Consider the following 24,436-nt stretch of genomic DNA (forward strand, 5'->3'; position numbering starts at 1 on the left):
ACGCCAGTTGCTGCGGAGCCGCTGTTGGGATACCACCCTTGCAGTACTGGGCTTCTAACCAGCCGCCGTGAACCGGCGGTGGGACAATGCCAGACGGGGAGTTTGACTGGGGCGGTCGCCTCCGAAAGGGTATCGGAGGCGCCCAAAGGTTCCCTCAGAATGGACGGAAACCATTCGAAGAGTGCAAAGGCAGAAGGGAGCTTGACTGCGACACCGACGGGTGGAGCAGGTACGAAAGTAGGGCTTAGTGATCCGGTGGTATTAAGTGGGAATGCCATCGCTCAACGGATAAAAGCTACCCTGGGGATAACAGGCTTATCACTCCCAAGAGTTCACATCGACGGAGTGGTTTGGCACCTCGATGTCGGCTCATCGCATCCTGGGGCTGTAGTAGGTCCCAAGGGTTGGGCTGTTCGCCCATTAAAGCGGTACGCGAGCTGGGTTCAGAACGTCGTGAGACAGTTCGGTCCCTATCCGGCGTGGGCGTAGGATATCTGAGAGGAGCTGTCCTTAGTACGAGAGGACCGGGATGGACGGACCGCTGGTGTACCGGTTAGACTGCCAAGTCTACGGCCGGGTAGCCAAGTCCGGAAGGGATAAACGCTGAAGGCATCTAAGCGTGAAGCCCCCCTCAAGATGAGATGTCCCATTCGAAAGAAGTAAACCCCCTTGAAGACGACGAGGTAGATAGGGCAGGGGTGGAAGTGCAGTAATGCACGGAGCTGACTGTTACTAATAGGGTGAGGGCTTGACCAAGAAATGGGAAAGGCGGTTATAAAGTAGCTGCCGGACTCACGCAGAGGTAAAATGATTCCATTAGGATGTAACATGTATGTAGTTTTGAAGGTACAGAACGGAAACGGTAGCCGGTTGGTTATCGTTTTTTTGTTATTAAATTCTGAAGAATATTAATTAAGGTTGCCTGCCCACTGGATTTGTAATATAATGGGAACGTTGAAAAATCGAAAAGAATAAGATCTGCTGTCATGTTTTAAACATAAATATACAAGGCTGTCAGCAGAGAAGAGGATGAAAAAATGAGCAGATTATCAGTGGTTTTGCCAGCTTATAACGAAGAACTGATGGTAGGAAAAACCTGTCGTGTTCTTCATGAAGTATTAGCAGAAGCCGGCATTTCCTACGAACTAGTTGTTGTTGACGATGGCTCAAAAGACAAAACCTGGGAAGAAATCACCAAAGCCGGAGAAAAAGATGGAAATGTTCTTGGCGTTCATTTTTCCAGAAATTTTGGAAAAGAAGCAGCAGTATATGCAGGAATGGCCCAGGCTACAGGAGATGTGGTGGCAGTTATGGATTGTGATCTGCAGCACCCGCCGGAAACTTTGATTTCCATGTACCATCTCTGGGAGCAGGGATGGGAAGTAATCGAAGGCGTAAAGAAATCAAGAGGAACGGAAAGTCTGCTTCACAAAGAGAGCGCTGGCTTTTTCTATGGAATCATGTCCAAGGCTACAGGTGTGAATATGCAGAATGCTTCGGATTTCAAAATGATGGACAGGAAAGCAGTGAATAGTATTCTTTCTATGCCAGAACGAAATATGTTTTTCCGTGCGACCTCATCCTGGGTGGGATTTAAGACCACTTATGTGGAATTTGAGGTGCGGGACAGAGAAGCTGGACAGTCTAAGTGGTCTACCTGGTCCTTGATAAAATACGCGTTTACCAATATTGTGGCTTTTACTACAGCACCGTTGCAATTTGTAACGGTCGTAGGAGGGGCATGCTTTGGATGCTCCCTGATTTTGATTATTTATTCGCTGGTACAATTTTTTGCCGGCAGAGCGGTAGAGGGATATACAACTACCCTTATCGTTCTTTTGCTTATTGGAAGCGCTATTATGCTCAGTCTTGGAATCATCGGCTATTATATTGCAAAAATATACGAAGAAGTAAAACGGCGTCCACGTTATATCATTTCCCAGATTCTTCGTGGAAAAGAGGATGTCTATCAGGAGGTAAACCATGACTGCTCTCATTAAGAAACTGTATGCCAGTGATGTGGTACGTTATGTGTTTTTTGGAGGATGTACTACACTGGTGAATTTGGTGAGCTTTTTTCTTCTGCGCCAGGCAGGAGTTCAAAGAGATCTTGCAAATGTGATCTCGATTATTCTGGCAATTCTTTTTGCTTATGTGGTAAACTCTAAATTTGTTTTTCAGGACAAATGCGAGACTTTGAAAGACCATATCCGTCCATTCTGCAAATTTGTCGGAGCGAGAGGTGTAACAATGGTGATCGAAGTAGCAGGCGTATGGTTCTTTGCAGAGATCATACACATGAATGATATGGCCGGCAAATTTATCACCCAGTTTGTAGTTCTGGCATTAAATTACATATTCAGTAAATTCCTGGTATTTACCAGCGGGAGGAAATCATGACATTAGAAGAAACACTTAAACAGATAAAGCCTCTGAATGAGGAAAAAATGAAAACAGCCAGAAGACGATGGGATAGCATCGCCAAGCCTCTCCATTCCCTTGGAAAAATGGAAGATCTGATTACGCAGATCGTTGGAATTACAGGGGAAGAGAAAGTGGATCTTGGAAAAAAGGCTCTTGTTGCCATGTGTGCAGACAATGGCGTGGTAGAAGAGGGGGTTACCCAGACAGGACAGGAAGTCACTGCAATTGTAGCAGATAATTTTGTAAAAGAAACCACTACCGCATGTGTAATGTGCCACCAGTGTGGAGTGGATGTAAAGCCAGTAGATGTGGGAATGGTAAGAGATACTACAGCACGTACAGATCTGAAAGTTATGTATGGAACCCACAATATGACGAAAGGTCCGGCTATGACAAGAGACGAAGCCATAAAGGGAATTGAAGCAGGAATTGCTATGGCAGAAGAACTGAAGGCTCAGGGGTATCGTCTTTTTGCAACTGGTGAGATGGGAATTGGAAATACCACAACCAGCAGTGCAGTTGCATCTGTGCTTCTGGGGCAACCTGTGGAAACCATGACTGGCCGTGGTGCAGGACTTTCTAGCGATGGGCTTACCCGCAAGATTCAGGCGATTAAGAAAGCCATTGATTTAAATAAGCCGGATGCAAAAGATTCCATAGACGTGCTTGCAAAAGTTGGAGGTCTTGATATCGCAGGAATGGCAGGTGTGTATCTTGGTGGAGCTGCATTACAGATTCCGGTTCTTATTGACGGTTTTATTTCCGGAGTTGCCGCACTTGTAGCAGCCAGAATTTGCCCGGAGACAGCGGATTATATGATCGCCAGTCATGTGTCAAAAGAACCGGCAGCACATCTTGTTCTGGATGAGCTTGGAAAAGAAGCTGTGCTTCATGCTGACATGTGTCTTGGGGAAGGCACTGGAGCCATTGCCCTTTGTCCGTTTCTTGATATGGGAGCTACTCTTTACAATACATTAAGTACATTTGATGATATTCACGTGGACCAGTACGAGGAGCTGAATTAATATGATGACAGTCGTGACCGGAGGAAGCGGAAGCGGAAAATCTGCTTTTGCAGAAGATAAAATAGTATCTTTTGGACCGGCAAAAAGAATCTATATTGCAACCATGCATCCATATGACGAGGAAAGTCATAAGCGTGTGGCACGTCATCGGAAAATGCGTGCAGGAAAAGGATTCGAGACAGTTGAATGCTATACCGGATTGAAGAATCTGGATTTCCCGGAAAATGCTGTGGTTCTTCTGGAATGTATGTCCAATCTTGCCGCTAATGAGATGTTTGAGGAAAAAGGGGCTGGTGAAAAAACTGTGGAAGCCGTTTTGGAAGGCATAAAAAAGTTGAGTAGCCAGGTACGTCATCTGGTGATTGTCACGAATGAGATTTTTTCCGAAGCAGCCAGTTATGAGGGCGATACCATCCGCTATCAGGAATATCTGGGGATAATCAATCAAAACATTGGAAAAATGGCTGATGAGGTGGTTGAAGTAGTATATGGGATTCCAATCTGGCATAAAGGAGGAAAAATCATTGAAAATGCTGTGGAATAATTTTAAAGTGGCATTTGCCATGTATTCAAAAATCCCTATGCCAATGGCAGACTGGAACAAGGAGAATATGAAATATACATTCTGTTTTTTTCCTTTTATCGGCCTGGTAATTGGAGCGCTTTCTTATCTGGTAGGATGGGCAGGCGGAAAATTTGGATTTAATCCGTCTTTTGTCTCAGCAGTTCTTGTACTGGTTCCGGTAATGGTGACAGGTGGAATCCATGTAGATGGTCTTCTGGATACTTCGGATGCATTAAGCTCCTGGCAGGAAAGGGAGAGACGTCTTGAAATTCTGAAAGATTCCCATGCCGGTGCATTTGCGGTTATTACAGCCTGTGCTTTTTTTCTGATATGGTATGGAGCTTACAGTCAGTTGTGGACGGACAGGCGGGCACTTTTGATTATGGCTCTCGGATTTATGGTTTCCAGATGTTTGTCCGGAATCAGTGTCATGATGTTTCCAAAGGCACGTAAAGATGGAACTGTAGCAGAATTTTCCAGAAAAGCAGAAGATATGATCGTGCGAAATGTGCTGATCGTCTATCTTGGAATTCTGCTGGCGGTGATGATATGGATCCAGCCTGTGATGGGCATTCTGGCATTTGGAACTGCAGTACTTGTTTTCCTTTATTATCATTATAAGGCAATGAAATATTTTGGCGGGATCACAGGTGACCTGGCAGGATATTTTCTGTGCCTTTGTGAGGTGGGAATGGCTGTTGTACTGGCTGTTGTTTCTGTATTTATTTAGACGTGTCTGAAAAATCATTCCCGCAATCTGCACGCCCCACTTTGCGGTATATTTTGCCCGAATTCGGTTGTCGTAGCCCGCTACGCGCCCTCATCCGGGCAAAATCTCCCACAAATTGTGACGTACATCTTGCAGAAAGTCTTTTACAGACACGCTCCGGGAACTGGGAAAAAAGGAGAAATTGTAACAATGGAAATGATCATTGGAGGTGCTTTTCAGGGAAAGAGCACATATGCAAAAGAACATCATCCTGATGTCTGCTGGAAAAAGGGAGCCGATCTGGAAAAAGAAGAGCTTATGAATGCAGAGGGCGTCCTTGATTTTCAGGAGTATATCAAAAAAGAATTAAAAGCAGACAAAGATGTGGCCAGACTGGCAGAAGAATTATGGGAGAAAAATCCGGATATCATTCTGGTAAGTCAGGAAGTAGGATACGGCGTTGTCCCCATGGATGTTTTTGACCGGAAATACCGGGAGGCAGTGGGAAGAGTCTGTACGGATCTCGCATCAAAAAGCAAAAAGGTAATACGTGTAGTATGTGGAATTGGGACGGTGATCAAAAATGCTTAAACTTATTCTGATTCGTCATGGGGAAACCCAGGGGAATAAGTTAAAAAGATATATAGGAAAAAGAACGGATGAACCTCTTTGTCCGGAGGCTGGGAATATGCTGGCGCAGCTTGCTTATCCGGAGGTACAGGCAGTTTATGCAAGTCCTATGATCCGCTGTACCCAGACAGCAGGAATCCTTTTTCCCGGAAAAAAGCTGAATATTATTGATGAGCTTGCAGAATGTGATTTTGGAGAATTTGAAAATAAAAATTATCAGGAACTGGACGGAAATGAACATTACCAGTCCTGGATCGATTCTGGTGGACTACTGCCATTTCCGGGAGGAGAGAGCAGAGAGGAATTTAAAAGACGCAATGTGACTGGCTTCCAGAAAGCTGTAAATGGTTGTCTCCGTAATGGGATTTCTTTGGCAGCACTTGTGGTGCATGGCGGTACGATCATGAATGTTATGGAAGAATATGCAGACGAAGACCGCTCTTTTTATGACTGGCATGTGCAGAATGGCAAAGGCTATGAGGTGGAAATTGATCCTGAATTATGGAAAAAGGGCCGGAAATTCTTGCATGTGATCCGGGAGTTATAAAGATACATATACGAATAATGCAGATGGAAAATCAGCTATGGATTAGAGCTTGTTTGAAAAATCCATTAATAGAGAGAACAAGGCAGTTTGTTTAATTGACAGACTGCCTTGTTTTCATGTTTATGCAGACTGCGGGCAAAATCTCCCTCGAATTGTGACGTACAGCTTGTAGAAAGCATTTTCAAACATGCCCTAGAGCGTGTTTTGGCTGTGATCAGTTAGTTTGTTTGAACAAAAATTTTGAGAAAGCCAAAAATATTTTTAGATTTCCTATTGAAATTTATATGGGAATGTGTTACATTATCTGTATAAAATATCCTAAAAAATGTTGAATTGTGCTATTTGATTCAACAATTTTAACAAGTAAAGGAGGATGCCATATGCTTATTATTGGTAATGGAAGAATGATCACACGGGACGCATCCAAGGCATTTATAGAGAACGGTGCAGTTGCAATGGATGGTAACACCATAGTTATGGTGGGGACTACAGATGAGGTGAAGAAGGCATATCCGGATGGAGAATTTGTAGATGCCAGAGGCGGAGTTATCATGCCTGCATTTATCAATACCCATGAGCATATCTACAGCTCTTTTGCCAGAGGTCTGAGTATTAAAGGATATAATCCCAAGGGCTTTCTGGATATTCTGGATGGACAGTGGTGGACTATTGACCGTCATCTTACCCTGGAGCAGACCAGACTTTCTGCGATGGCTACTTATATCGACAGTATCCGGAATGGTGTAACGACTGTATTTGATCATCACGCAAGCTTTGGACATATTACCGGTTCCCTCAGTGCTATTGAATCAGCAGCTAAGGATCTTGGTGTCCGTACCTGCCTTTGCTATGAAATTTCCGACCGTGACGGCATGGACAAGTCCAGAGAATCTGTAATGGAGAATGTGAACTTTATCAAACACGCACTTGCAGATGACAGCGACATGATCGCTGCTATGATGGGTATGCATGCATCTTTCACTATTTCCGATGAGACCATGGAATTGTGTAACGAACTGAAGCCAGATGGTGTTGGCTATCATATTCATGTTGCAGAGGGAATCTATGACCTTCATCAGTGCCTGAAGGAGCACAGCAAACGAATTGTAGACAGACTTTACGATTGGAATATTCTTGGGCCGAAGACGCTTCTGGGACATTGTATTTATATTAACGAGCATGAGATGGATTTAATTAAAGAGACTGACACCATGGTTGTCCACAATCCGGAATCCAATATGGGAAATGCCTGTGGATGTCCACCTACTATGGAATTGGTACATAAGGGAATCGTTACAGGACTTGGAACTGATGGATACACCCACGATATGCTGGAATCCTGGAAGGTTGCCAATATCCTTCACAAGCATCATCTCTGCGATCCAAATGCTGCATGGGGTGAGGTTCCCAAGATGCTCTTTGAGAACAATGCAGTTATTGCCAACCGTTACTTTAAGAAACCACTTGGTGTTCTGAAAGAGGGGGCAGCTGCAGATGTAATCGTAATGGATTACAACCCGCTTACACCTATGAGAGCAGACAATGTAAACGGACATCTTCTGTTTGGAACTACAGGACATGACGTTGTGACTACTGTATGTAACGGCAAGGTTCTTATGAAAGACAGGGAAGTGCTGGTTTGTGACGTAGATAAGGTTATGGCTGACTGCCGTCAGTCTGCACAGGAACTGGCTGACGATATTAACGGAGGAAAATAAATATGAGCGATATTATGACATGTATGCCTTTCGGGCAGCTGATGGACTGGGTCCTTCAGGAGAAAAAAGGGCAGGACACTGTATTTGGGGTACATCGCCCATACACAGCAGATCCGAAGAATGATATGACTATTTTTACCAGAAACCTGGAGACACCAGTGGGACCGGCAGCAGGTCCCCATACCCAGCTGGCACAGAATATCATCGCTTCTTATTATGCAGGAGCCCGTTTTTTTGAGCTGAAGACAGTTCAGAAGATGGATGGCGCAGAGCTTTCAGCATGTGTGAATAAACCGTGCATTCTTGCAGATGATGAGGGATATAACTGCGAATGGTCAACTGAGCTGACTGTTCCGGACGCGATGGGCGAGTACATCAAGGCATGGTTTATCCTTCATGTGATCGCAAAAGAATTCGGCCTGGGTGCACAGGATGGGTTCCAGTTTAATATTTCCGTAGGATATGATCTTGCAGGAATTAAGGGAGACAAGGTCAATACCTTTATTGACGGAATGATGGAAGCAAAGGACACTGTTATTTTCCAGGAATGCAGAAAATGGCTTTTGGACAATGCTGACAAGTTCCAGAACTTTACCAGAGAAGACATCGAAGCAATCCCATCCAATGTCTGTAATTCTGCTACGATCTCCACACTGCATGGATGTCCTCCACAGGAGATTGAGAGCATTGCAAATTATCTGCTTACAGAGAAACATCTGAATACCTTTGTAAAGTGCAACCCGACCCTTCTTGGCTATGATTTTGCAAGAAAGACCATGGATGAGATGGGATATGATTATATGGTATTCGGCGATTTCCATTTCAGAGACGATTTGCAGTATGAGGATGCAGTCCCCATGCTTACACGTCTGATGAAATTATCCGAAGAACTGGGTCTGGAATTTGGTGTAAAGATTACCAATACTTTCCCGGTTGATGTTACCCGAAATGAGCTTCCAAGTGAAGAAATGTACATGTCCGGCAAAGCTTTGTTCCCGCTGTCCATTTCCCTTGCAGCCAAACTTTCTGCTGAATTCGCAGGAAAACTTCGAATTTCCTATTCCGGAGGTGCAGATTATTACAATATTGACAAAATTGTAGGATGCGGTATCTGGCCTGTAACCATGGCTACCACCCTTTTGAAGACAGGCGGCTATCAAAGATTTACCCAGGTAGCGGATAAGGTGGAAGGAATCTGCCCGAAGAAATGGGAAGAAATCGATGTGGATGCACTGAAGAAGCTGGCAGCAGATGCTATTACTGATGGGCATCATGTGAAGAACATTAAGCCGGTTCCGAACAGAAAGAGCACAAAAGAAGTTCCTCTTCTGGACTGCTTCTATGCACCGTGTTCTGAAGGATGTCCAATCCATCAGGATATTCCACAGTATGTAGCACTGACTGGTGAGGGGAAATATAAAGAAGCACTTGAAGTGATCCTTGAGAAAAATGCCCTGCCATTTATTACAGGTACCTTATGTGCACACAACTGTATGACCAAATGTACCCGTAATTTCTACGAAGAATCCGTAAATATCCGTGGCACCAAGCTGACAGCAGCAGAGCATGGCTATGAGCAGCTGATCGGTGAGATCAAGGCTGGCGAGCCAAACGGTAAGAAGGTCGCCGTAGTTGGTGGCGGTCCTGCAGGTATTGCAGCTGCTTACTTCCTTGCAAGAGAGGGCGCAGCAGTTACCATTTTTGAAAAAGAAGAGAAAGCCGGCGGCGTGATCCGTTACGTGATACCTGGATTCCGTATTGGAGACGCTGCTATTGACAAAGATATTTCTTTCATCCAGAAGATGGGTGTAGAGATCCGCACAAATACAGAAATCACTTCTGTGGCAGATCTGAAAGCACAGGGCTATGATGCTGTGATCCTGGCAATTGGAGCTGGCAAGCCTGGCACTTTGAAACTGGAAAAAGGTGAGACCGTTAACGCTCTGAAGTTTCTTCGTGATTTCAAGGCAAATGATGGTAAGCTGAATATTGGCAAAAATGTAGTTGTAATCGGCGGCGGAAACACTGCTATGGACACTGCAAGAGCTGCGAAACGCACAGAAGGTGTAGAGCATGTTTATCTTGTATACAGAAGAACCAAGCGCTATATGCCAGCTGCAGAGGATGAGCTTCTGGAAGTTCTGGAGGAGGGCGTTGAGTTTAAGGAACTTCTTTCTCCGGTAAGTCTTGATGGCGGCAGACTGCTCTGCAAGAAGATGAAGCTCGGCCAGATGGATGCTTCCGGACGTGCAGGTGTAACCGAGACTGCAGATGTGGTAGAGGTTCCGGCTGACACCGTGATCGTAGCTGTTGGAGAAAAGATTGATACCGATTTCTACACTGCCAACCAGATCGTAGTAGATGAAAGAGGAAAAGCAAAGGTCAACGATAAAACTCTTGAAACCAGCGTGAGTGGTGTCTATGTTGCCGGAGACGGCGCCAGAGGCGCAGCAACCATCGTAGAGGGAATCCGGGATGCACAGCTGGCAGTGAAAGATATTCTTGGCAAAGAGATTACCAGAGATGCAGCTGTGACAGGTGATGTGAAAGACTGTTTCGAAAAGAAAGGTATCCTGAAGCACAGCAAAGAGGCGAAGACAGAGGAAGAGAGATGTCTTACCTGTAACAAAGTCTGTGAGAACTGTGTAGATGTGTGCCCGAACCGTGCCAATATTTCCATCAAGGTTCCTGGAATGGCTATGAATCAGGTGATTCACGTAGATTATATGTGTAATGAGTGCGGCAACTGTAAGAGCTTCTGCCCATACGCAAGTGCACCATACAAGGATAAATTTACTCTGTTTGCAAATGAGAAAGACATGGCAGACAGTAAGAACGATGGTTTTGTTGTTCTGGATAAAGAGAATAAGACCTGTAAGGTCAGATTTGTAGGCCAGATCACAGACTGCAAGGCAGACGATCCGGCAGATAAACTGTATGACGGTTTGAAGAAGCTGATCTGTGCAGTGATCGATGATTATGGATATCTGATAACTAAATAAAGTAATAGAAAATACTGTCCACAGCTTTTTAAGGGCTGTGGACAGTATCTATATTTTGACAGGCAGCGAGCCGAAGTATGTTCATGCATAAGATCTTGGTGACTGCTGCGATAATTTGGGAAACCTTCAGAATGTGTTTCTCATAGTTCACTGTGAAAGTTTAGGAGCGCAGTTAAAAGCATCTGACTTTCATGGGGGGAGTAGAAAGGAGAGTCCAACATGGCAGTATTTACAGTCAATGGCCAGAGGGTAGAGACGAAAAAAAATCAAAAGCTGCTCAGATTTCTCCGTGATGAGTTACATCTGACTTCTGTAAAAGATGGCTGTAGTGAGGGTGCCTGTGGAGCCTGTACAGTGATTATCGATGGCAGAACCTGTAAGGCCTGTGTGCCGGATACAGATCTGCTGGATGGCAGAAATATCATTACAGTAGAAGGTCTGACAGAGTGGGAAGAAAAGGTATATACGTATGCATACGGAAAGGCTGGTGCTGTACAGTGCGGCTTTTGCATTCCTGGCATGGTAATGTGCACGAAAGCTCTTCTGGATGTGAATAAAGAGCCCACTGATGAAGAAATCAAATATGCCTTACGTAACAATTATTGCCGTTGTACCGGATATGTAAAAATTATAGATGCAGTACGGATCGCGGCTAAAGTTATGCAGGAGGGGACACTTCCGGAAGAAATTAACAACGACTGGCATATTGGCTCTCGTGTAGCAAGAATCGATGTTGGGGAAAAGGTTCTTGGTACCGGAAAATATCCAGACGATTTTTACCTGGATGGTATGCTTTATGGATCAGCACTGAGAAGTAAATATCCGCGTGCAAGGGTGCTTTCCATTGATAAGACCAAGGCACTGGCACTTCCTGGGGTAGAGGCAGTTGTTACGGCGGAAGATATTCCAGGAGAGAATAAAATCGGACATTTGAAGCATGATCAGTATACCCTGATTCCGATAGGAGGGCTTACCCATTATCTGGGAGATGCCATTGCACTTGTAGCAGCCAGAGATAAAGAGACTGCGGATAAGGCAGCGAAGCTGATCCAGGTTGAGTATGAGGTGCTTCCTCACATTCATACGATTGAAGAGGCAGCGAAACCAGATGCACCAAAGGTATTTGATGAGGAAGAGAACAATATCTGTGCATATAAACATATCAGCCGGGGAAATGCAGCAGAGGCTATAAAAAATTCCAAATATGTGATTTCCCATCATTTTGAGACACCATGGACGGAACACGCATTTCTGGAACCGGAATGTGCCGTGTCTTTTTATGATGAAGACGGAGATGTTTTTGTATATTCCACAGACCAGTCAGCACACCAGACGCTGCACGAATGCAGCTTAGTTCTTGGTACAGACAAAGTAAAGGTACAGAATGCGCTGGTAGGCGGCGGATTTGGTGGTAAGGAAGACATGACCGTGCAGCATTTAAGTGCGCTTCTTACTTATGTGACGAAGAAACCGGTTAAGATGAAGCTTACAAGAGCAGAATCCCTGCTGGTTCATCCTAAGCGCCATCCTTTTTATATGGATATGACCATGGGCTGTGATGAAAATGGAAATATCATGGGAGTAAAGGCAAAGGTTGCCGCGGATACAGGTGCATTCGCATCTCTTGGCGGTCCGGTTCTGGAGCGCGCATGTACCCATGCAGCAGGTCCTTATCACTACGAAAACTTTGAAATTGAGGGAACGGCTTACTATACCAATAATCCGCCGGCAGGAGCATTTCGCGGATTCGGAGTTACCCAGACCTGTTTTGCTACAGAGACACTTCTGAATATGATGGCAGATAAGGTGGGAATCACTCCCTGGGAAATTCGTTACCGCAATGCGATCCGGCCCTGGGAGACGCTTCCAAATGGTCAGATTGTTGACGCTTCCACAGGTCTTGTGGAGACCTTAGAAGCAGTACAGCCGAAATATGAAGCTGCGTTGGCAGCAGGAAAAGCGGTTGGCATTGGCTGCGCCATGAAGAATGCAGGTGTTGGTGTTGGAATTCCGGACACTGGCCGCGTGAAACTGATTTATGAAGAGGATAAGAAGCTTCACATCTACTCAGGAGCTTCCTGCATTGGACAGGGGCTTGGCACAGTACTGACCCAGATGATCGTGAGTAATACAGATATAAAAAGAGAGGATATCATTTACGAGCGCAGCAATACCTGGATTTCACCAGATTCCGGAACTACATCCGGTTCCAGACAGACATTGATCACCGGTGAGGCCTGCAGAAGAGCCTGTGAGAAATTGATGGAGGATAAAAAAGCAGGATTAAGCGTAGAAGATATGATCGGTAAGGTTTATTATGCAGAATATCTTGCGAAGACCGATCCTCTTGGTGCAAATGTGCCCAATCCGGTATCCCATGTTGCTTATGGATATGCTACCCAGGTTTGTATTTTGGATTCCAAGACAGGTAAGATTGAAGAGATAGTTGCTGCTCATGATGTGGGAAAAGCGGTAAATCCTTTGTCCTGTGAGGGGCAGATCGAGGGTGGTGTGGTAATGTCCATAGGATTTGCCCTGCGGGAAAAATATCCCATTGATGAGAACTGTAAACCTATTTCCAAGTATGGTTCTTTAGGTCTTTTCCGTGCACATGAAATTCCGAAGATCGATGCCATTGTTATCGACAAGCCAGGCCTTAAGGTTGCTTGCGGTGCTATTGGTATTGGAGAAATTACATCCATTCCCACCGCACCCGCAATAGCAGATGCCTATTTCCGAAGAGATGGTGTAAGGCGTTACAGCCTTCCTCTTAGCGAAACACCATATGAAAGGAAGGGATGAGAGATGGCAGTAAAGAAGAAATTTCCGTATCGGTCAGCTGTTGTGGCATGTAACGGGGGATGCAGGGCTACAGCAGGGGACAATGGATGCAAAGATGGATGTATTGGCTGTGGTGCCTGTGTGGAGAAATGTAAATTTGGCGCCGTTTCCCTGAATGAGTATGGCGTGGCGGAAATAGATGAAGAAAAATGCATCGGCTGCGGGGCATGTGGGAAGGTATGTCCACAGAAGATCATTCATGTCCATGAATGTGCCAATTGGATCGTAGTAAAATGCTCAAATAAGAGTAAAGGGGCAGAGGCAAAAAAACAGTGTGAAGTCAGCTGTATCGGCTGTGGAATCTGCGAGAAGACCTGTACGGCCGGGGCAATCCAGGTTACAGATAACTGTGCAGTGATAGAAGAGTCTGTCTGCCTGAGCTGTGGAATGTGCGCAGTGAAGTGTCCAAGACATGCGATTTACGATCTGCGGGGGATTTATACGGCGAAAAATTAGAGAAGCGATTATGACAGTTACGCAATATTCCATGGCGAAATATACCGCAAAGCAGGGAATGAAGATTGCGGGAATGATTTTCCAGACATGCTCCAGGCTGATAGAGCTTCGAATTTGCAGAAATTTCAAAATTATACAGATAAAACAACTAAATTATTTATAAAATTATTGCAAAACATCGGTGAAATATGATACAATAATTTTGCATTGAAAGAATATTTTGTACAATATTTTTTAGGTTGAGACGGAAAGAGAAGAAGCATAAGGGGCCGACGATCAGTTCAAAGAAGAACCGTAAACTTGTTTTTTGAACGGCGTCGGCCATTCCTTTATGAGGGGGTAAAGGGCGGATTGGAGGCATCCGCTGCAAAAAATATAAAGAAGGTGAAGCATATGATTGGAAAGAGTGTTCCAAGAGTAGACGCTTATGAGAAAGTGACAGGACGTGCGAAATTTACAGATGACCTGATTCTGAATAAGTGTCTGGTAGCCAGGGTTTATCATGCAAAGATCGGAAATGGCGTGGTAAAATCCATTGATACCAGCGAAGCAGAGGCTCTGGACGGCGTAGTAAAGGTAGTTACCTTTAAGGACGTACCGAATCATTGTTATCCCACCCCAGGACATCCCTGGTCCGTGGAGCTTGCTCATCAGGATGTGGCAGACCGTAATCTGCTCACCGGACGAGTACGGTATTATGGCGATGATATTGCAGCTGTAGTAGCTGAGGACGAAGTGACAGCTTCCAGGGCATTGAAGCTGATCAAAGTAGAATATGAGGAATATCCGGTGGTCGTGAGCCCGAAGATTTCCATGCGTGGAACGGAGCATCCCATTCATCTTGACAAGAAGGATAACATTCTGGCAAGATCCAGCTTTGCGATCGGAGATGTGGACAGCGCAATGGAGAAGGTTGCGGTGAAGCTGAAAAGAAGCTATAAGACACCTATTGTCCAGCACTGCCATATTGAGAATAATATTTCTTACGCCTATATGGAAAAGGGAAGGGTCGTGGTGGTTTCTTCCACACAGATTCCACATATTGTACGCCGTATTGTTGGCCAGGCACTTGGAATCCCCTGGGGGCAGGTACGTGTGATCAAGCCTTATGTAGGCGGTGGTTTTGGCAACAAGCAGGAGGTGCTTTATGAACCTCTGAATGCATTTCTCACCATGCAGGTGGGCGGTCGTCCCGTGAAGATCGAGCTTACACGTGAGGAGACCTTTACCAATACCAGAACCCGTCACTCCATTGAATATGACATGGAAGCAGGCGTAGATGCAGAAGGACATCTTCTTGCAAAAGAGATGACTACCTATTCCAATCAGGGAGCTTATGCATCCCACGGACATGCCATAGCAGCCAATGGTCTGACAGCCAGCAGACTTCAGTATGCATGTCCAAATATCCGAGGAGAAGCATATACCGTCTATACCAACTGTCCTACAGCAGGGGCGATGAGAGGATATGGTATTCCTCAGGTTTGCTTTGCCACAGAGAGCTTTATGGATGATATTGCTTATGAAATCGGTATGGATCCGCTGGAATTCCGCAGAAAAAATCTGATCCATGGCTATTATGAAGATGCCTATCTGAAGCCAATCGCAGCGAATACCAACGGTATTTTTGAGTGCCTGGAAAAAGGAGCAGAGTATATTCACTGGGATGAGAAACGGAAAGCATATCAGAACCAGACTGGCGATATCCGGCGTGGAGTTGGTATGGCACTGTTTTCCTATAAGACTGGTGTATGGCCAATTTCTCTGGAGATTGCAGGTGCAAGGCTGTCTCTGAATCAGGATGGAAGTGTACAGCTGCAGGTTGGTGCTACAGAGATTGGACAGGGCGCGGATACTGTATTTTCCCAGATGGCAGCAGAGACCTTACATATGGATATTTCCAGGGTACATATTGTAACCCAGCAGGATACAGATGTGACGCCTTTTGATACAGGTGCGTATGCTTCCAGACAGTCCTTTGTCACAGGTACAGCTGTGAAGGAATGTGCGCAGCAGCTGAAGCAGAAGATCTTAGAATATGCCAGAACACTGGTTCCAGGTAATGTGGACCGGCTGGAACTGGAGGATGGTTATATTCTGGCAGATGGCAAGCCTGCGATTTCCCTTGAGGATCTGGCCATGGAGAGCTATTACAGTCTGAGTAATTCTTCTGTCCTTACAGCAGAGGTTTCCAGACAGGTGAAGAAGAATACAGTTGCCAGCGGCTGTTGTTTTGCGGAAGTAGAAGTAGATATGAAACTTGGTAAGATCAAGGTTCTGGATATTGTGAATGTTCATGACAGTGGAACCCTTTTGAATCCGCAGCTTGCAGCAATGCAGGTTCATGGCGGTATGTTCATGGGAATCGGTTATGGAGTTTCTGAGCAGCTTCTTATTGATGAGAAAACAGGAAGACCATTAAATGGGACTTTACTGGATTATAAAATGATGACAATGATGGATACTCCGGATCTGACTGCTGAGTTTGTAGAACTGAACGATCCAATGGGACCATATGGAAATAAAGCCCTTGGCGAGCCTCCTGCAATTCCAAGTGCACCGGCCATCCGGAATGCTGTGCTTCATGCAACTGGCATCGGCTTTTCCGAGATTCCTCTGACACCGCAAAGACTGATAGACGGTTTTACAAAGGCCGGACTGATCTGAGAAAGGGGGCATGAGGAATGTATGATATTGAAAATTATTATAATGCAGAGACCATTAAGGAAGCGGTAACTCTTCTGAAGGAGCATCCGGATGCAAGGGTGATTTCCGGGGGAAGTGATGTGCTGATCAAGATCCGTGAGGGCAAAATGGCCGGTACATCTTTAGTGAGCATTCGTGATATTAAGGAAATCAAGGGAGTCCGGCTGATGGAGTCTGGTGATATTTATATTGGTGCAGGAACTACTTTTTCCCATGTGACGAATGATCCAGTCATTCAGAAGCTGATTCCGGTTCTGGGGGAAGCAGTAGATCAGGTTGGCGGACCCCAAGTCCGTAATATTGGGACTATTGGCGGAAATGTCTGCAATGGTGCGGTCAGTGCGGACAGTGCACCTACACTTTTTTCGCTGAATGCCATGCTGCGGATCGCAGATGGAACTGGTGGACGGATGGTTCCCATCAGGGATTTTTATCTGGGACCTGGTAAGGTGGATCTGCATCAGGGAGATGTGCTCACCCACATTGTGATCCCTGGGAAGGATTATCAGGGATATCATGGATTTTATATTAAGTATTCCATGCGAAATGCAATGGATATTGCGACCCTGAGCTGTAGTGTAGTTAGCAGAATCAATCCTCTGAAAAAGGTTCTGGAGGATGTAAGAATCACCTTTGGTGTAGCTGCACCCGTGCCGTATCGGTGTGCGAAGACGGAAGAGGCGCTGAGGGGTATGGAAATTGGCGAAGAGCTGTATCAGAAGGTGGAAGAGCTGGTAAGGGAAGAAATCAATCCCAGAGATTCCTGGCGAGCTTCTAAGGCGTTCCGACTGCAGATTGGCGGAGAAATCGCGAAACGCGCGCTGAAGGAGAGTGTTCGCAGGGGAATGGTGACGGGAGTTGTAGTGCCGGATGTCCGGACAACTTCAGGCGAAAATATGAGTTCAAATGGAAAAATTTATCCTTCATCTGATGCGGAGAATGTAACAGGAGGTGAGCAGTCATGAAAAAGGATATGCGGCTGGTACAGTGTATCGTAAACGGAAAAGAGGTAGCTGAGTATGTGGACGTGAGAGAATCCCTTCTTGACATGCTGCGAAACCGCCTTGGGCTTACCTCTGTGAAGAAAGGCTGTGAAGTAGGTGAATGCGGTGCCTGTACTGTGATCATTGACGGTGAGACCATTGACTCCTGTATTTATCTGGCAGTCTGGGCTGAGGGAAAGAATATCCGCACCCTGGAAGGTCTTGAGAAAAACGGCGAACTTACCAGGATTCAGGAAGCTTTTATTGAGGAAGGCGCTATCCAGTGCGGATTCTGCACACCAGGCTTTGTTATGTCTGCCACAGTGCTTCTTGAGCGGGGCGAGAAGCTTACGAGAGATGCCATCCGCAAGCATATGGCAGGAAATCTTTGCCGCTGTACAGGGTATGAGAATATTGTGAATGCAGTGGAGAAGGTGAATAAGGAGAATATGACAGCTGAGGGTAAATAATTTAAGTGCTACTGTTGTTACTGTTTACTGGTGACATTCCGCGAGGTGTTTTTTGTGAACATAGTTCACAGAAAACCCGAGAAGTGCGGCGCGAAGCATGTTGCTGTGAACGGAGTGAACAGTAATCTACTGTTTGTGGGTTCAATATTAAAAATGTATTTTATACTATACTGTAAATGGGAAAAGTGTTATAATATTAATTGCAACACAATATTGTTATGAAATTGATTGAATCAAATGAAAAAACGATTAGCATGTAGCAATATTGTTATAATACAAAAATATCAGAGGGCGGGGACTTCCCCGCCTTTTCTAAAATATTAAAAATGGGCAGGAAAAAAGTATGAGTGACAAGTGTATAATAGTCCGCGGCGGCGGAGACCTGGCAAGCGGCGTGATCCACAGACTGCATCGCTGTAGCTATCGTGTACTGATCTTAGAATGTGAAAAACCAAGTGCGATCCGCAGAAAGGTAGCGTTTTGCGAAGCTGTGTATGATGGGACAGCAGCAGTAGAAGGGATTCTTTGCAGAAGAATAGATTCTCTGGAAGAATGCGAGCAAGTCTGGCAAGCAGGGGAAATTCCACTTATGGTCGATCCGGCAGGCGATTGTATGATTGAACTTTCTGCGCAAGGCAAGGTAGCTGCTCTGGTAGATGCAATTCTTGCAAAGAGAAATCTTGGAACTTCAAGAAATATGGCACCTCTTACCATTGGTCTGGGACCAGGCTTTTTTGCCGGGGAAGACGTGGATTACGTTGTGGAAACCATGCGAGGTCACGATCTTGCCAGAATCATTACTGAGGGTCCGGCAATTCCAAATACGGGTGTCCCCGGAATGGTAGGCGGTGTCAGCAAAGAACGTGTGATCCACTCCCCGGGGACCGGCAGAATCCATAATATGGCCCATATTGCCGATATTGTAGAGAAAGGACAGATTCTCGCCTACGTGGGAGAAACCCCTGTAGAAGCCTCTATAACAGGCGTATTAAGGGGAATTATAAAGGAAGGCTACAATGTTCCTGTTGGAATGAAAATCGCCGATATCGACCCCAGAAAAGAAGAGAAGAAGAACTGCTTTACCATTTCGGATAAGGCCAGATGTATTGCTGGAAGTGTGGTGGAGATTTTGCTCAGTGAGGGTGTATTGCCAAACACGCTCTAGATCCTGTTTGGTCACATTGCATTTATTAACATGTTTTCGCTTGGGGAATGTTATGAAGCCTATGTACTTTTTATAGAATTGTTTTTTATGGTTACGAAGTCAGGCAATGAATCATTGCATGAAAATAATTGGCGTGAAGGAGGTCAGGATGAAAAGATACGGTTATTTTCTGGACTTATTAAAACTTGATATAGAGAAATACCCAGTGATCGCTGTAGTCGGTGGTGGTGGAAAGACAAGTCTGATTTACCGCCTGAATGAAGAATTACAGGCTTTGGGTAAAAAAGTGATTATTTCCACAACCACCCATATGGCATATGATCCCATGCTGCCTCTGGTAAAGAGCACTTGCATTGAGCGCGTCCCGGAAATATTAAAGGAACACGGCTTTGCAGCAGTTGCCGATATTGAAGAAACCTCTGGAAAAATGTGTGCCATAGAGGAAGCCGCATTGAAGAAACTGGTTCCATTTTGTGATGTTATGCTGATCGAAGCAGATGGAGCGAAACGAAAACCCTTGAAGGTTCCAGCCGACTGGGAACCGGCAATTCCTGATTTTGCAGACGTAGTAGTAAGTGTGATCGGTCTGGACTGTCTTGGCAAACCCATCTGCGAGACCGCCCACCGTGCCGAATACACCAGCTCTTTTCTTGAAAAAAATCTGGAAGCACCTGTTACCGCAGAAGACATAGAAAAAATAGCAACCTCTGTTCACGGTTTGTATAAAAATGTAGACCATAAAGTTTACCGTGTATATTTAAATAAAGCAGACATATTGCCCGATTCTTCTCCGGCAGAGCATATAGTAGAAGACCTGGCAAAGCAAGGCACAATAGCTGCATATGGCAGTTTAAGAGAGGCAGAAAAATTATGAAGATTGCATTGATCATGCTGGCAGCTGGAAACAGTCGGCGGTTTGGAAGCAATAAGCTTTTATATGAGATCGAAGGGAAGCCCATGTACCGGCATATTCTGGAGAAGCTGATGATCGTGGCAGAATGGCTTGAAGAAACAGAGTGTATTGAAAAAGTGGAAAGCGGTGAACATTTGGAAAAGCAGAATGAGGAAGGCTATAAAGAAGAACATATAGAATGTAATAAAGTAATTGCACCTCTTGGTGAAATAAAGGGGAAATTATTTAAACAGAGAGAGTGCTATAAAAGAATAACAGTAGTCACTCAGTATGAAGAAATAGAGCAGGCCGCAAGATCCATGGGTGTAAACGTATACATCAACCCTCATCCGGACGAGGGAATCTCCTCCTCCCTGAAAATCGGCTTAAAAGCCAACTTAGACGTTGATGCCTGCCTTTTCACCGTTTCCGACCAGCCCTGGCTCACCATCGCCACAATTCGCCAGCTCATCACCCTCCTAAAAACATCAGGCAAAGGAATCGCCTGTGTCTCCTGCGAAGGAAAACTTGGAAACCCCTGCATTTTTACAAAAAAATATTACGACTCCCTGCTCTCCATTAACGGAGATAAAGGTGGTAAAGCTGTGATAACTGCACATAGAGATGATACGGTTGTTTTGAAGGTGAATGATGTGAAGGAACTTACTGATATGGATGTTAAATTGTAAAGAACGCTCTCTTTAAAAGCTATTGTCTAATATATGACATTTCAGAAAAAATGAGCAAAAGTATGGAATCTTTTATACACGGAAGCAGTTGAAAACGATATTTGAATATAAAATGTGGGATTTTGTTGTATTTTGTGAATTTGTGTGAGATTCCAGCCAGAAATTACTTGTAATTATGATAAAAACAAGGTATACTAATGGAAAAGAAAGCAGTCGGGAGAAGTGTTTTTATTTCTGCTTGCAAGAAGAGTTCCGTGGGTGTTTTACGTGAACAGAGTGAGCAGTACCCCATTTTCCCGTCTTACAAGGAGGATAAAATGGCAGATAACTATGATGGCATGGCAGTTGGGGTGTTTGAACTGGATAACCTGGTAGCCTGCTTTGTGGCTCTTGATGCAGCATCCAAGGCTGCAAATGTAAAGATCCAGAGCGTAGAGAGAAACCGACTGAAAAGTGGAGCCTGTGTAAAAATGCGCGGCAGTGTTTCCGATGTAAATGCAGCTATGGAAGTGGCATTGGAGACTGCGAAGCCCCTTGGTAAAATCGTTTCCCATACGGTAATTGCATCCCCCACAGCAGACACGGAAACAGCACTTAAGATGACCATTAACAAATAGAACATGTCAGGAGGAAATAGAAGATGTCTTATGGAGCATTAGGATTGGTAGAGGTTCTGGGAAGCTGCAATGCGGTAGTTGTCCTTGACCAGATGCTGAAAACATCAGATGTAGAATTCCGTACCTGGCATACCAAGTGCGGAGGTCATGCAACTGTATTTTTAAGCGGTGATGTAGCTGCAGTGAAGGCTGCGGTAGATGCGGTGAAAGAGAATCCGCCTTGTGAAATCGTGGCAGCAGCCGTGATTTCAGCACCATCAGAAGAAACATCGCGACTGGTGGAAGAAGAGGAAGAGAAACATCATAAATGATTTTTCAAACACGCTCTGGCGTATAAAAAGGGTATGGTGTAAACCATACCCTGCTAAAAAATCTAAGTGAGCTTTTAGGTCAAATTTCTATTATTGGTGACTCTATCAGTCCCAAACACTTCTTACAAATGAATCTGTGTCCCTGTCTTTCCCATAATACCATCTTTTGCCTTTTCCAACAGCGTGATCATAGCTGTGCGGCCGGTGCCGGAGCTTGCAAAGTCTACGCAGGCCTGAACCTTCGGCAGCATAGATCCAGCGGCAAACTGGCCTTCTTCAATGTATTTTCTGGCCTGGGAAACGGTAAGATCGTCCAGCCACTTCTCATTTTCTTTGCCGAAATTAACGGCAACTTTTTCCACAGCCGTCAGAATGATCAGCATATCTGCATCCAGCTGCTTTGCAAGCAGACAGCTTGCGAAATCTTTGTCAATGACAGCAGAAGCGCCTTTTAGATGGTGACCTTCTAAGGTGACCGGGATTCCGCCCCCGCCACAGCAGATGACGATCTTGTTGGCATCTACAAGGCTGTTGATGGCATCCTGCTCTACGATTTCCACTGGCTTGGGAGAAGCAACCACACGGCGGTAGCCGCGGCCTGCGTCTTCTTTCATAACATGCCCGTAGGCTTTTGCCTGGAAATCAGCTTCTTCCTTGGTAAGGAATTTACCAATTGGTTTGCTTGGATTTTCAAATGCAGGATCCTCAGGATCTACACGAACCTGTGTGACAACGGTGACAACCGGTGTACGCATGAAGCCACGTTTGCGAAGCTCTTCACGGAGCGCGTTCTGAAGGTCATAGCCAATGTAAGCCTGGCTCATAGCTACACAGACAGAGAGCGGAGTGTTTGGCTGTGCCTGATCTTCGTGGGTAAGAGCAGTCATAGCGTTGTTGATCATACCTACCTGTGGTCCGTTTCCGTGAACCACAACTACCTGGTGACCTTCCTCAATAAGGTCGCAGAGCGCCTTTGCAGTAGATTTTACTGCTATCATCTGTTCTGGAAGTGTATTTCCAAGTGCGTTGCCGCCAAGGGCAACCACGATACGTTTTCTTTTATATATCATAAAAACCTCCTCTGATAAATATTTAGGAAGGAGTAAACCAGAGTTTGTTAAAAAAATCATTCCTGCGAAGTGCGATAAATATTCCGCAGAAAGCCTGTGTGGGCGATACTCTAATATAACCACTTCTATAAATATTATCGTAAACAATCTATAAAATAGCAATTTGATAGTTACTGGTCGCGGAGTGAACAGTAACATTTGATATACTAAAAATATATCAAGTATAAGAAATACCATCAAAAATGAGAACAAAAAAGGGCTGTATTCCTACAGCCCCCTGAAAAGCATTATTCCATAATTCTCGGAGCAGCCTTTACTTCCAGTTTTTTCAGGATATCCTGTGGGTTTTCAAATTTGGAGAGCATGATCATTGCTGCAATTACATATGGTTTGAAGCTTGCTTCTTTATAAAGCGGGATACGGTAACGGTCAAATACGCTTGCATCAACCTCACCGGTCTCACAGCTTACGCCTGTAATATCAGCTGGCAGACAGTGCAGGTAAAGCGCTTTGCCGTCCTTGGTAGTCTTCATAAGTTCTTCTGTGCAAGCCCAGTCTTTGTGCTCTGCATTCTGAGCAAGAAGCTCTTTTTCCAGTTTATCGATTCCATCGAAGTCGCCTTCACCATAGAGGTTGGTACGTTTTTCCATTGCTGCAAATGGAGCCCAGCTCTTTGGATAAACGATATCGGCATCTTTGAATGCTTCTTCCATGCTGTTTGTCTTTGTGAAAGAACCGCCGGACTTCTCAGCATTTTTCTTGGCAATTTCCTCAACCTCTGGCATTACATCGTATCCTTCCGGATGCGCCAGAACAACGTCCATACCGAAACGTGTCATAAGTCCGATGACACCCTGTGGAACGGAGAGTGGTTTACCATAGGAAGGAGAGTAAGCCCATGTCATAGCAAGCTTTTTGCCTTTCAGATTCTCGACACCGCCGAATTCGTGGATGATGTGAAGCATATCTGCCATACACTGGGTTGGATGGTCAACGTCACACTGAAGGTTTACAAGAGTAGGTCTCTGCTCAAGAATACCATCTTTATTTCCTTCTGTTACAGCATCCATAAAATCTTTCTGATAAGTATGTCCCTTACCGATATACATATCATCACGGATACCGATTACATCAGCCATGAAGGATACCATGTTGGCTGTCTCACGAACGGTTTCACCGTGTGCAATCTGGGATTTCTTCTCGTCCAGATCCTGTACCTCAAGTCCAAGAAGGTTGCAGGCAGAAGCGAAGGAGAAACGGGTACGTGTGGAGTTGTCACGGAAAATGGAGATTCCCAGACCACTCTCGAATACCTTCGTGGAAATATTGTGCTCTCTCATGAAGCGGAGGGCGTCAGCAACTGTGAAAACAGCCTCCAGCTCCTCGTCTGTTTTATCCCATGTCCAGAAGAAGTCGTTGTTGTACATTTCTTTGAAGTTAAGGCTGTTAAGCTTGTCGATATAATCCTGTAATGTTTTCATGAATTTTCTCCTTATATAAATAAAATTTATCTGGTACAGAGAATATTAAGAAACCGTCATATTGATTTATATGATTTTTCAATATTGCGTCAATATCGCAGATACTTAATTTTCGCTGTGCTGGTTATTTGTTAA

General features: G+C 45.0%; 24 protein-coding genes, 1 rRNA gene and 1 pseudogene. 23 read left to right on the forward strand and 3 right to left on the reverse strand.

Going from position 1 to position 24,436, the window contains the following annotated elements:
* The 6 genes from ACESTK_RS07265 to cobS all read left to right on the forward strand — a co-directional run.
* Positions 1–756: ribosomal RNA gene (locus tag ACESTK_RS07265) — 23S ribosomal RNA — on the forward strand; the annotation flags it as partial.
* A 281-nt stretch (positions 757–1,037) separates the two neighbouring features.
* Positions 1,038–2,000: a glycosyltransferase family 2 protein gene (locus tag ACESTK_RS07270; RefSeq protein ID WP_118583340.1), complete on the forward strand. Its 963-nt coding sequence runs from the start codon at positions 1,038–1,040 to the stop codon at positions 1,998–2,000.
* Positions 1,984–2,400 carry a GtrA family protein gene (locus ACESTK_RS07275; protein ID WP_173771960.1) on the forward strand — a complete coding sequence of 139 codons (417 nt, stop codon included), beginning with the start codon at positions 1,984–1,986 and terminating at the stop codon, positions 2,398–2,400. Before ACESTK_RS07270 ends, ACESTK_RS07275 begins: the two co-directional genes overlap by 17 nt.
* A complete protein-coding gene (cobT, locus tag ACESTK_RS07280; RefSeq protein ID WP_373119324.1) occupies positions 2,397–3,449 on the forward strand; it encodes a nicotinate-nucleotide--dimethylbenzimidazole phosphoribosyltransferase in 1,053 nt (350 codons plus the stop codon). Before ACESTK_RS07275 ends, cobT begins: the two co-directional genes overlap by 4 nt.
* 1 nt (position 3,450) lies before the next feature.
* Positions 3,451–3,993, forward strand: a complete 543-nt coding sequence (locus ACESTK_RS07285) for a bifunctional adenosylcobinamide kinase/adenosylcobinamide-phosphate guanylyltransferase (RefSeq protein ID WP_118583346.1) — start codon at positions 3,451–3,453, stop codon at positions 3,991–3,993.
* Positions 3,980–4,744, forward strand: coding sequence for an adenosylcobinamide-GDP ribazoletransferase (cobS, locus tag ACESTK_RS07290; RefSeq protein WP_330590186.1), 765 nt, complete (start codon positions 3,980–3,982; stop codon positions 4,742–4,744). The genes ACESTK_RS07285 and cobS overlap by 14 nt, the downstream gene beginning before the upstream one ends.
* A gap of 36 nt (positions 4,745–4,780) precedes the next feature.
* Here the strand turns inward: cobS and ACESTK_RS07295 are convergent.
* Positions 4,781–4,827 (reverse strand): annotated as a pseudogene (locus ACESTK_RS07295) (DUF6783 domain-containing protein); the annotation flags it as partial.
* A 9-nt stretch (positions 4,828–4,836) separates the two neighbouring features.
* Between ACESTK_RS07295 and ACESTK_RS07300 the strand changes: the two are divergent.
* The 17 genes from ACESTK_RS07300 to ACESTK_RS07380 all read left to right on the forward strand — a co-directional run bounded on the left by ACESTK_RS07300 (position 4,837) and on the right by ACESTK_RS07380 (position 21,750).
* Positions 4,837–4,998: a DUF6783 domain-containing protein gene (locus ACESTK_RS07300; RefSeq protein WP_373119401.1), complete on the forward strand. Its 162-nt coding sequence runs from the start codon at positions 4,837–4,839 to the stop codon at positions 4,996–4,998.
* On the forward strand, positions 4,934–5,314 hold the full coding sequence (locus ACESTK_RS07305) for a bifunctional adenosylcobinamide kinase/adenosylcobinamide-phosphate guanylyltransferase (RefSeq protein ID WP_195391939.1): 381 nt from the start codon (positions 4,934–4,936) through the stop codon (positions 5,312–5,314). The genes ACESTK_RS07300 and ACESTK_RS07305 overlap by 65 nt, the downstream gene beginning before the upstream one ends.
* A complete protein-coding gene (locus tag ACESTK_RS07310; protein ID WP_118583352.1) occupies positions 5,307–5,900 on the forward strand; it encodes a histidine phosphatase family protein in 594 nt (197 codons plus the stop codon). Before ACESTK_RS07305 ends, ACESTK_RS07310 begins: the two co-directional genes overlap by 8 nt.
* Before the next feature lie 108 nt (positions 5,901–6,008).
* Positions 6,009–6,122 (forward strand): DUF6783 domain-containing protein, encoded by a 114-nt coding sequence (locus ACESTK_RS07315; protein ID WP_373119326.1) that lies wholly within the window; start codon positions 6,009–6,011, stop codon positions 6,120–6,122.
* 158 nt (positions 6,123–6,280) lie between these two features.
* Entirely contained in the window at positions 6,281–7,618 is a 1,338-nt protein-coding gene (gene ssnA / locus ACESTK_RS07320; protein WP_148463351.1) for a putative aminohydrolase SsnA, read from the forward strand.
* Positions 7,619–7,620: 2 nt separating this feature from the next.
* Positions 7,621–10,620 carry a putative selenate reductase subunit YgfK gene (gene ygfK / locus ACESTK_RS07325; protein ID WP_373119328.1) on the forward strand — a complete coding sequence of 1,000 codons (3,000 nt, stop codon included), beginning with the start codon at positions 7,621–7,623 and terminating at the stop codon, positions 10,618–10,620.
* Between the two features lie 219 nt (positions 10,621–10,839).
* Positions 10,840–13,422 carry a selenium-dependent xanthine dehydrogenase gene (xdh, locus tag ACESTK_RS07330; RefSeq protein WP_173769657.1) on the forward strand — a complete coding sequence of 861 codons (2,583 nt, stop codon included), beginning with the start codon at positions 10,840–10,842 and terminating at the stop codon, positions 13,420–13,422.
* A gap of 3 nt (positions 13,423–13,425) precedes the next feature.
* Positions 13,426–13,917: a 4Fe-4S binding protein gene (locus ACESTK_RS07335; RefSeq protein WP_373119330.1), complete on the forward strand. Its 492-nt coding sequence runs from the start codon at positions 13,426–13,428 to the stop codon at positions 13,915–13,917.
* A gap of 10 nt (positions 13,918–13,927) precedes the next feature.
* Positions 13,928–14,080: a DUF6783 domain-containing protein gene (locus ACESTK_RS07340; RefSeq protein WP_373119332.1), complete on the forward strand. Its 153-nt coding sequence runs from the start codon at positions 13,928–13,930 to the stop codon at positions 14,078–14,080.
* 230 nt (positions 14,081–14,310) lie between these two features.
* Complete coding sequence (xdhA, locus tag ACESTK_RS07345; RefSeq protein WP_373119334.1) at positions 14,311–16,584, forward strand: xanthine dehydrogenase subunit XdhA; 2,274 nt, start codon at positions 14,311–14,313, stop codon at positions 16,582–16,584.
* A gap of 17 nt (positions 16,585–16,601) precedes the next feature.
* Complete coding sequence (xdhB, locus tag ACESTK_RS07350; protein ID WP_373119335.1) at positions 16,602–17,588, forward strand: xanthine dehydrogenase subunit XdhB; 987 nt, start codon at positions 16,602–16,604, stop codon at positions 17,586–17,588.
* Entirely contained in the window at positions 17,585–18,076 is a 492-nt protein-coding gene (xdhC, locus tag ACESTK_RS07355) for a xanthine dehydrogenase subunit XdhC (protein WP_148463357.1), read from the forward strand. The genes xdhB and xdhC overlap by 4 nt, the downstream gene beginning before the upstream one ends.
* Positions 18,077–18,419: 343 nt before the next feature.
* On the forward strand, positions 18,420–19,241 hold the full coding sequence (gene yqeB, locus ACESTK_RS07360) for a selenium-dependent molybdenum cofactor biosynthesis protein YqeB (RefSeq protein ID WP_373119337.1): 822 nt from the start codon (positions 18,420–18,422) through the stop codon (positions 19,239–19,241).
* A gap of 148 nt (positions 19,242–19,389) precedes the next feature.
* Positions 19,390–20,115 carry a selenium cofactor biosynthesis protein YqeC gene (gene yqeC, locus ACESTK_RS07365; protein WP_173716598.1) on the forward strand — a complete coding sequence of 242 codons (726 nt, stop codon included), beginning with the start codon at positions 19,390–19,392 and terminating at the stop codon, positions 20,113–20,115.
* Entirely contained in the window at positions 20,112–20,822 is a 711-nt protein-coding gene (locus ACESTK_RS07370; protein WP_195699709.1) for an NTP transferase domain-containing protein, read from the forward strand. Before yqeC ends, ACESTK_RS07370 begins: the two co-directional genes overlap by 4 nt.
* A 317-nt stretch (positions 20,823–21,139) precedes the next feature.
* Positions 21,140–21,439: a BMC domain-containing protein gene (locus ACESTK_RS07375; protein WP_118583374.1), complete on the forward strand. Its 300-nt coding sequence runs from the start codon at positions 21,140–21,142 to the stop codon at positions 21,437–21,439.
* Between the two features lie 23 nt (positions 21,440–21,462).
* Positions 21,463–21,750, forward strand: a complete 288-nt coding sequence (locus ACESTK_RS07380; protein ID WP_148463361.1) for a BMC domain-containing protein — start codon at positions 21,463–21,465, stop codon at positions 21,748–21,750.
* Positions 21,751–21,872: 122 nt separating this feature from the next.
* On the opposite strand, the gene arcC is transcribed toward ACESTK_RS07380, so the two are convergent.
* Positions 21,873–22,820, reverse strand: coding sequence for a carbamate kinase (gene arcC / locus ACESTK_RS07385; RefSeq protein WP_179988296.1), 948 nt, complete (start codon positions 22,818–22,820; stop codon positions 21,873–21,875).
* 287 nt (positions 22,821–23,107) lie between these two features.
* Positions 23,108–24,301, reverse strand: a complete 1,194-nt coding sequence (gene ygeW, locus ACESTK_RS07390) for a knotted carbamoyltransferase YgeW (protein WP_118583376.1) — start codon at positions 24,299–24,301, stop codon at positions 23,108–23,110.
* Between the last annotated feature and the right edge of the window lie 135 nt (positions 24,302–24,436).

The sequence above is a fragment of the Ruminococcus sp. Marseille-P328 genome (genome assembly GCF_964249465.1).
In the GTDB taxonomy this organism is placed as follows: domain Bacteria; phylum Bacillota; class Clostridia; order Lachnospirales; family Lachnospiraceae; genus Blautia_A; species Blautia_A faecis.

Coding starts and splice junctions, on each gene's coding strand:
- xdhA (WP_373119334.1), top strand. CDS start 14,311: ATGATTGGAAAGAGTGTTCCAAGAGTAGACGCTTATGAGAAAGTGACA.
- ACESTK_RS07310 (WP_118583352.1), top strand. CDS start 5,307: ATGCTTAAACTTATTCTGATTCGTCATGGGGAAACCCAGGGGAATAAG.
- xdhC (WP_148463357.1), top strand. CDS start 17,585: ATGAAAAAGGATATGCGGCTGGTACAGTGTATCGTAAACGGAAAAGAG.
- ACESTK_RS07335 (WP_373119330.1), top strand. CDS start 13,426: ATGGCAGTAAAGAAGAAATTTCCGTATCGGTCAGCTGTTGTGGCATGT.
- yqeC (WP_173716598.1), top strand. CDS start 19,390: ATGAAAAGATACGGTTATTTTCTGGACTTATTAAAACTTGATATAGAG.
- xdh (WP_173769657.1), top strand. CDS start 10,840: ATGGCAGTATTTACAGTCAATGGCCAGAGGGTAGAGACGAAAAAAAAT.
- ACESTK_RS07285 (WP_118583346.1), top strand. CDS start 3,451: ATGATGACAGTCGTGACCGGAGGAAGCGGAAGCGGAAAATCTGCTTTT.
- ACESTK_RS07370 (WP_195699709.1), top strand. CDS start 20,112: ATGAAGATTGCATTGATCATGCTGGCAGCTGGAAACAGTCGGCGGTTT.
- ACESTK_RS07340 (WP_373119332.1), top strand. CDS start 13,928: ATGACAGTTACGCAATATTCCATGGCGAAATATACCGCAAAGCAGGGA.
- ACESTK_RS07270 (WP_118583340.1), top strand. CDS start 1,038: ATGAGCAGATTATCAGTGGTTTTGCCAGCTTATAACGAAGAACTGATG.
- ygfK (WP_373119328.1), top strand. CDS start 7,621: ATGAGCGATATTATGACATGTATGCCTTTCGGGCAGCTGATGGACTGG.
- ACESTK_RS07380 (WP_148463361.1), top strand. CDS start 21,463: ATGTCTTATGGAGCATTAGGATTGGTAGAGGTTCTGGGAAGCTGCAAT.
- xdhB (WP_373119335.1), top strand. CDS start 16,602: ATGTATGATATTGAAAATTATTATAATGCAGAGACCATTAAGGAAGCG.
- ygeW (WP_118583376.1), bottom strand. CDS start 24,301: ATGAAAACATTACAGGATTATATCGACAAGCTTAACAGCCTTAACTTC.
- ACESTK_RS07275 (WP_173771960.1), top strand. CDS start 1,984: ATGACTGCTCTCATTAAGAAACTGTATGCCAGTGATGTGGTACGTTAT.
- yqeB (WP_373119337.1), top strand. CDS start 18,420: ATGAGTGACAAGTGTATAATAGTCCGCGGCGGCGGAGACCTGGCAAGC.
- cobS (WP_330590186.1), top strand. CDS start 3,980: ATGCTGTGGAATAATTTTAAAGTGGCATTTGCCATGTATTCAAAAATC.
- ACESTK_RS07375 (WP_118583374.1), top strand. CDS start 21,140: ATGGCAGATAACTATGATGGCATGGCAGTTGGGGTGTTTGAACTGGAT.
- arcC (WP_179988296.1), bottom strand. CDS start 22,820: ATGATATATAAAAGAAAACGTATCGTGGTTGCCCTTGGCGGCAACGCA.
- ACESTK_RS07305 (WP_195391939.1), top strand. CDS start 4,934: ATGGAAATGATCATTGGAGGTGCTTTTCAGGGAAAGAGCACATATGCA.
- ssnA (WP_148463351.1), top strand. CDS start 6,281: ATGCTTATTATTGGTAATGGAAGAATGATCACACGGGACGCATCCAAG.
- cobT (WP_373119324.1), top strand. CDS start 2,397: ATGACATTAGAAGAAACACTTAAACAGATAAAGCCTCTGAATGAGGAA.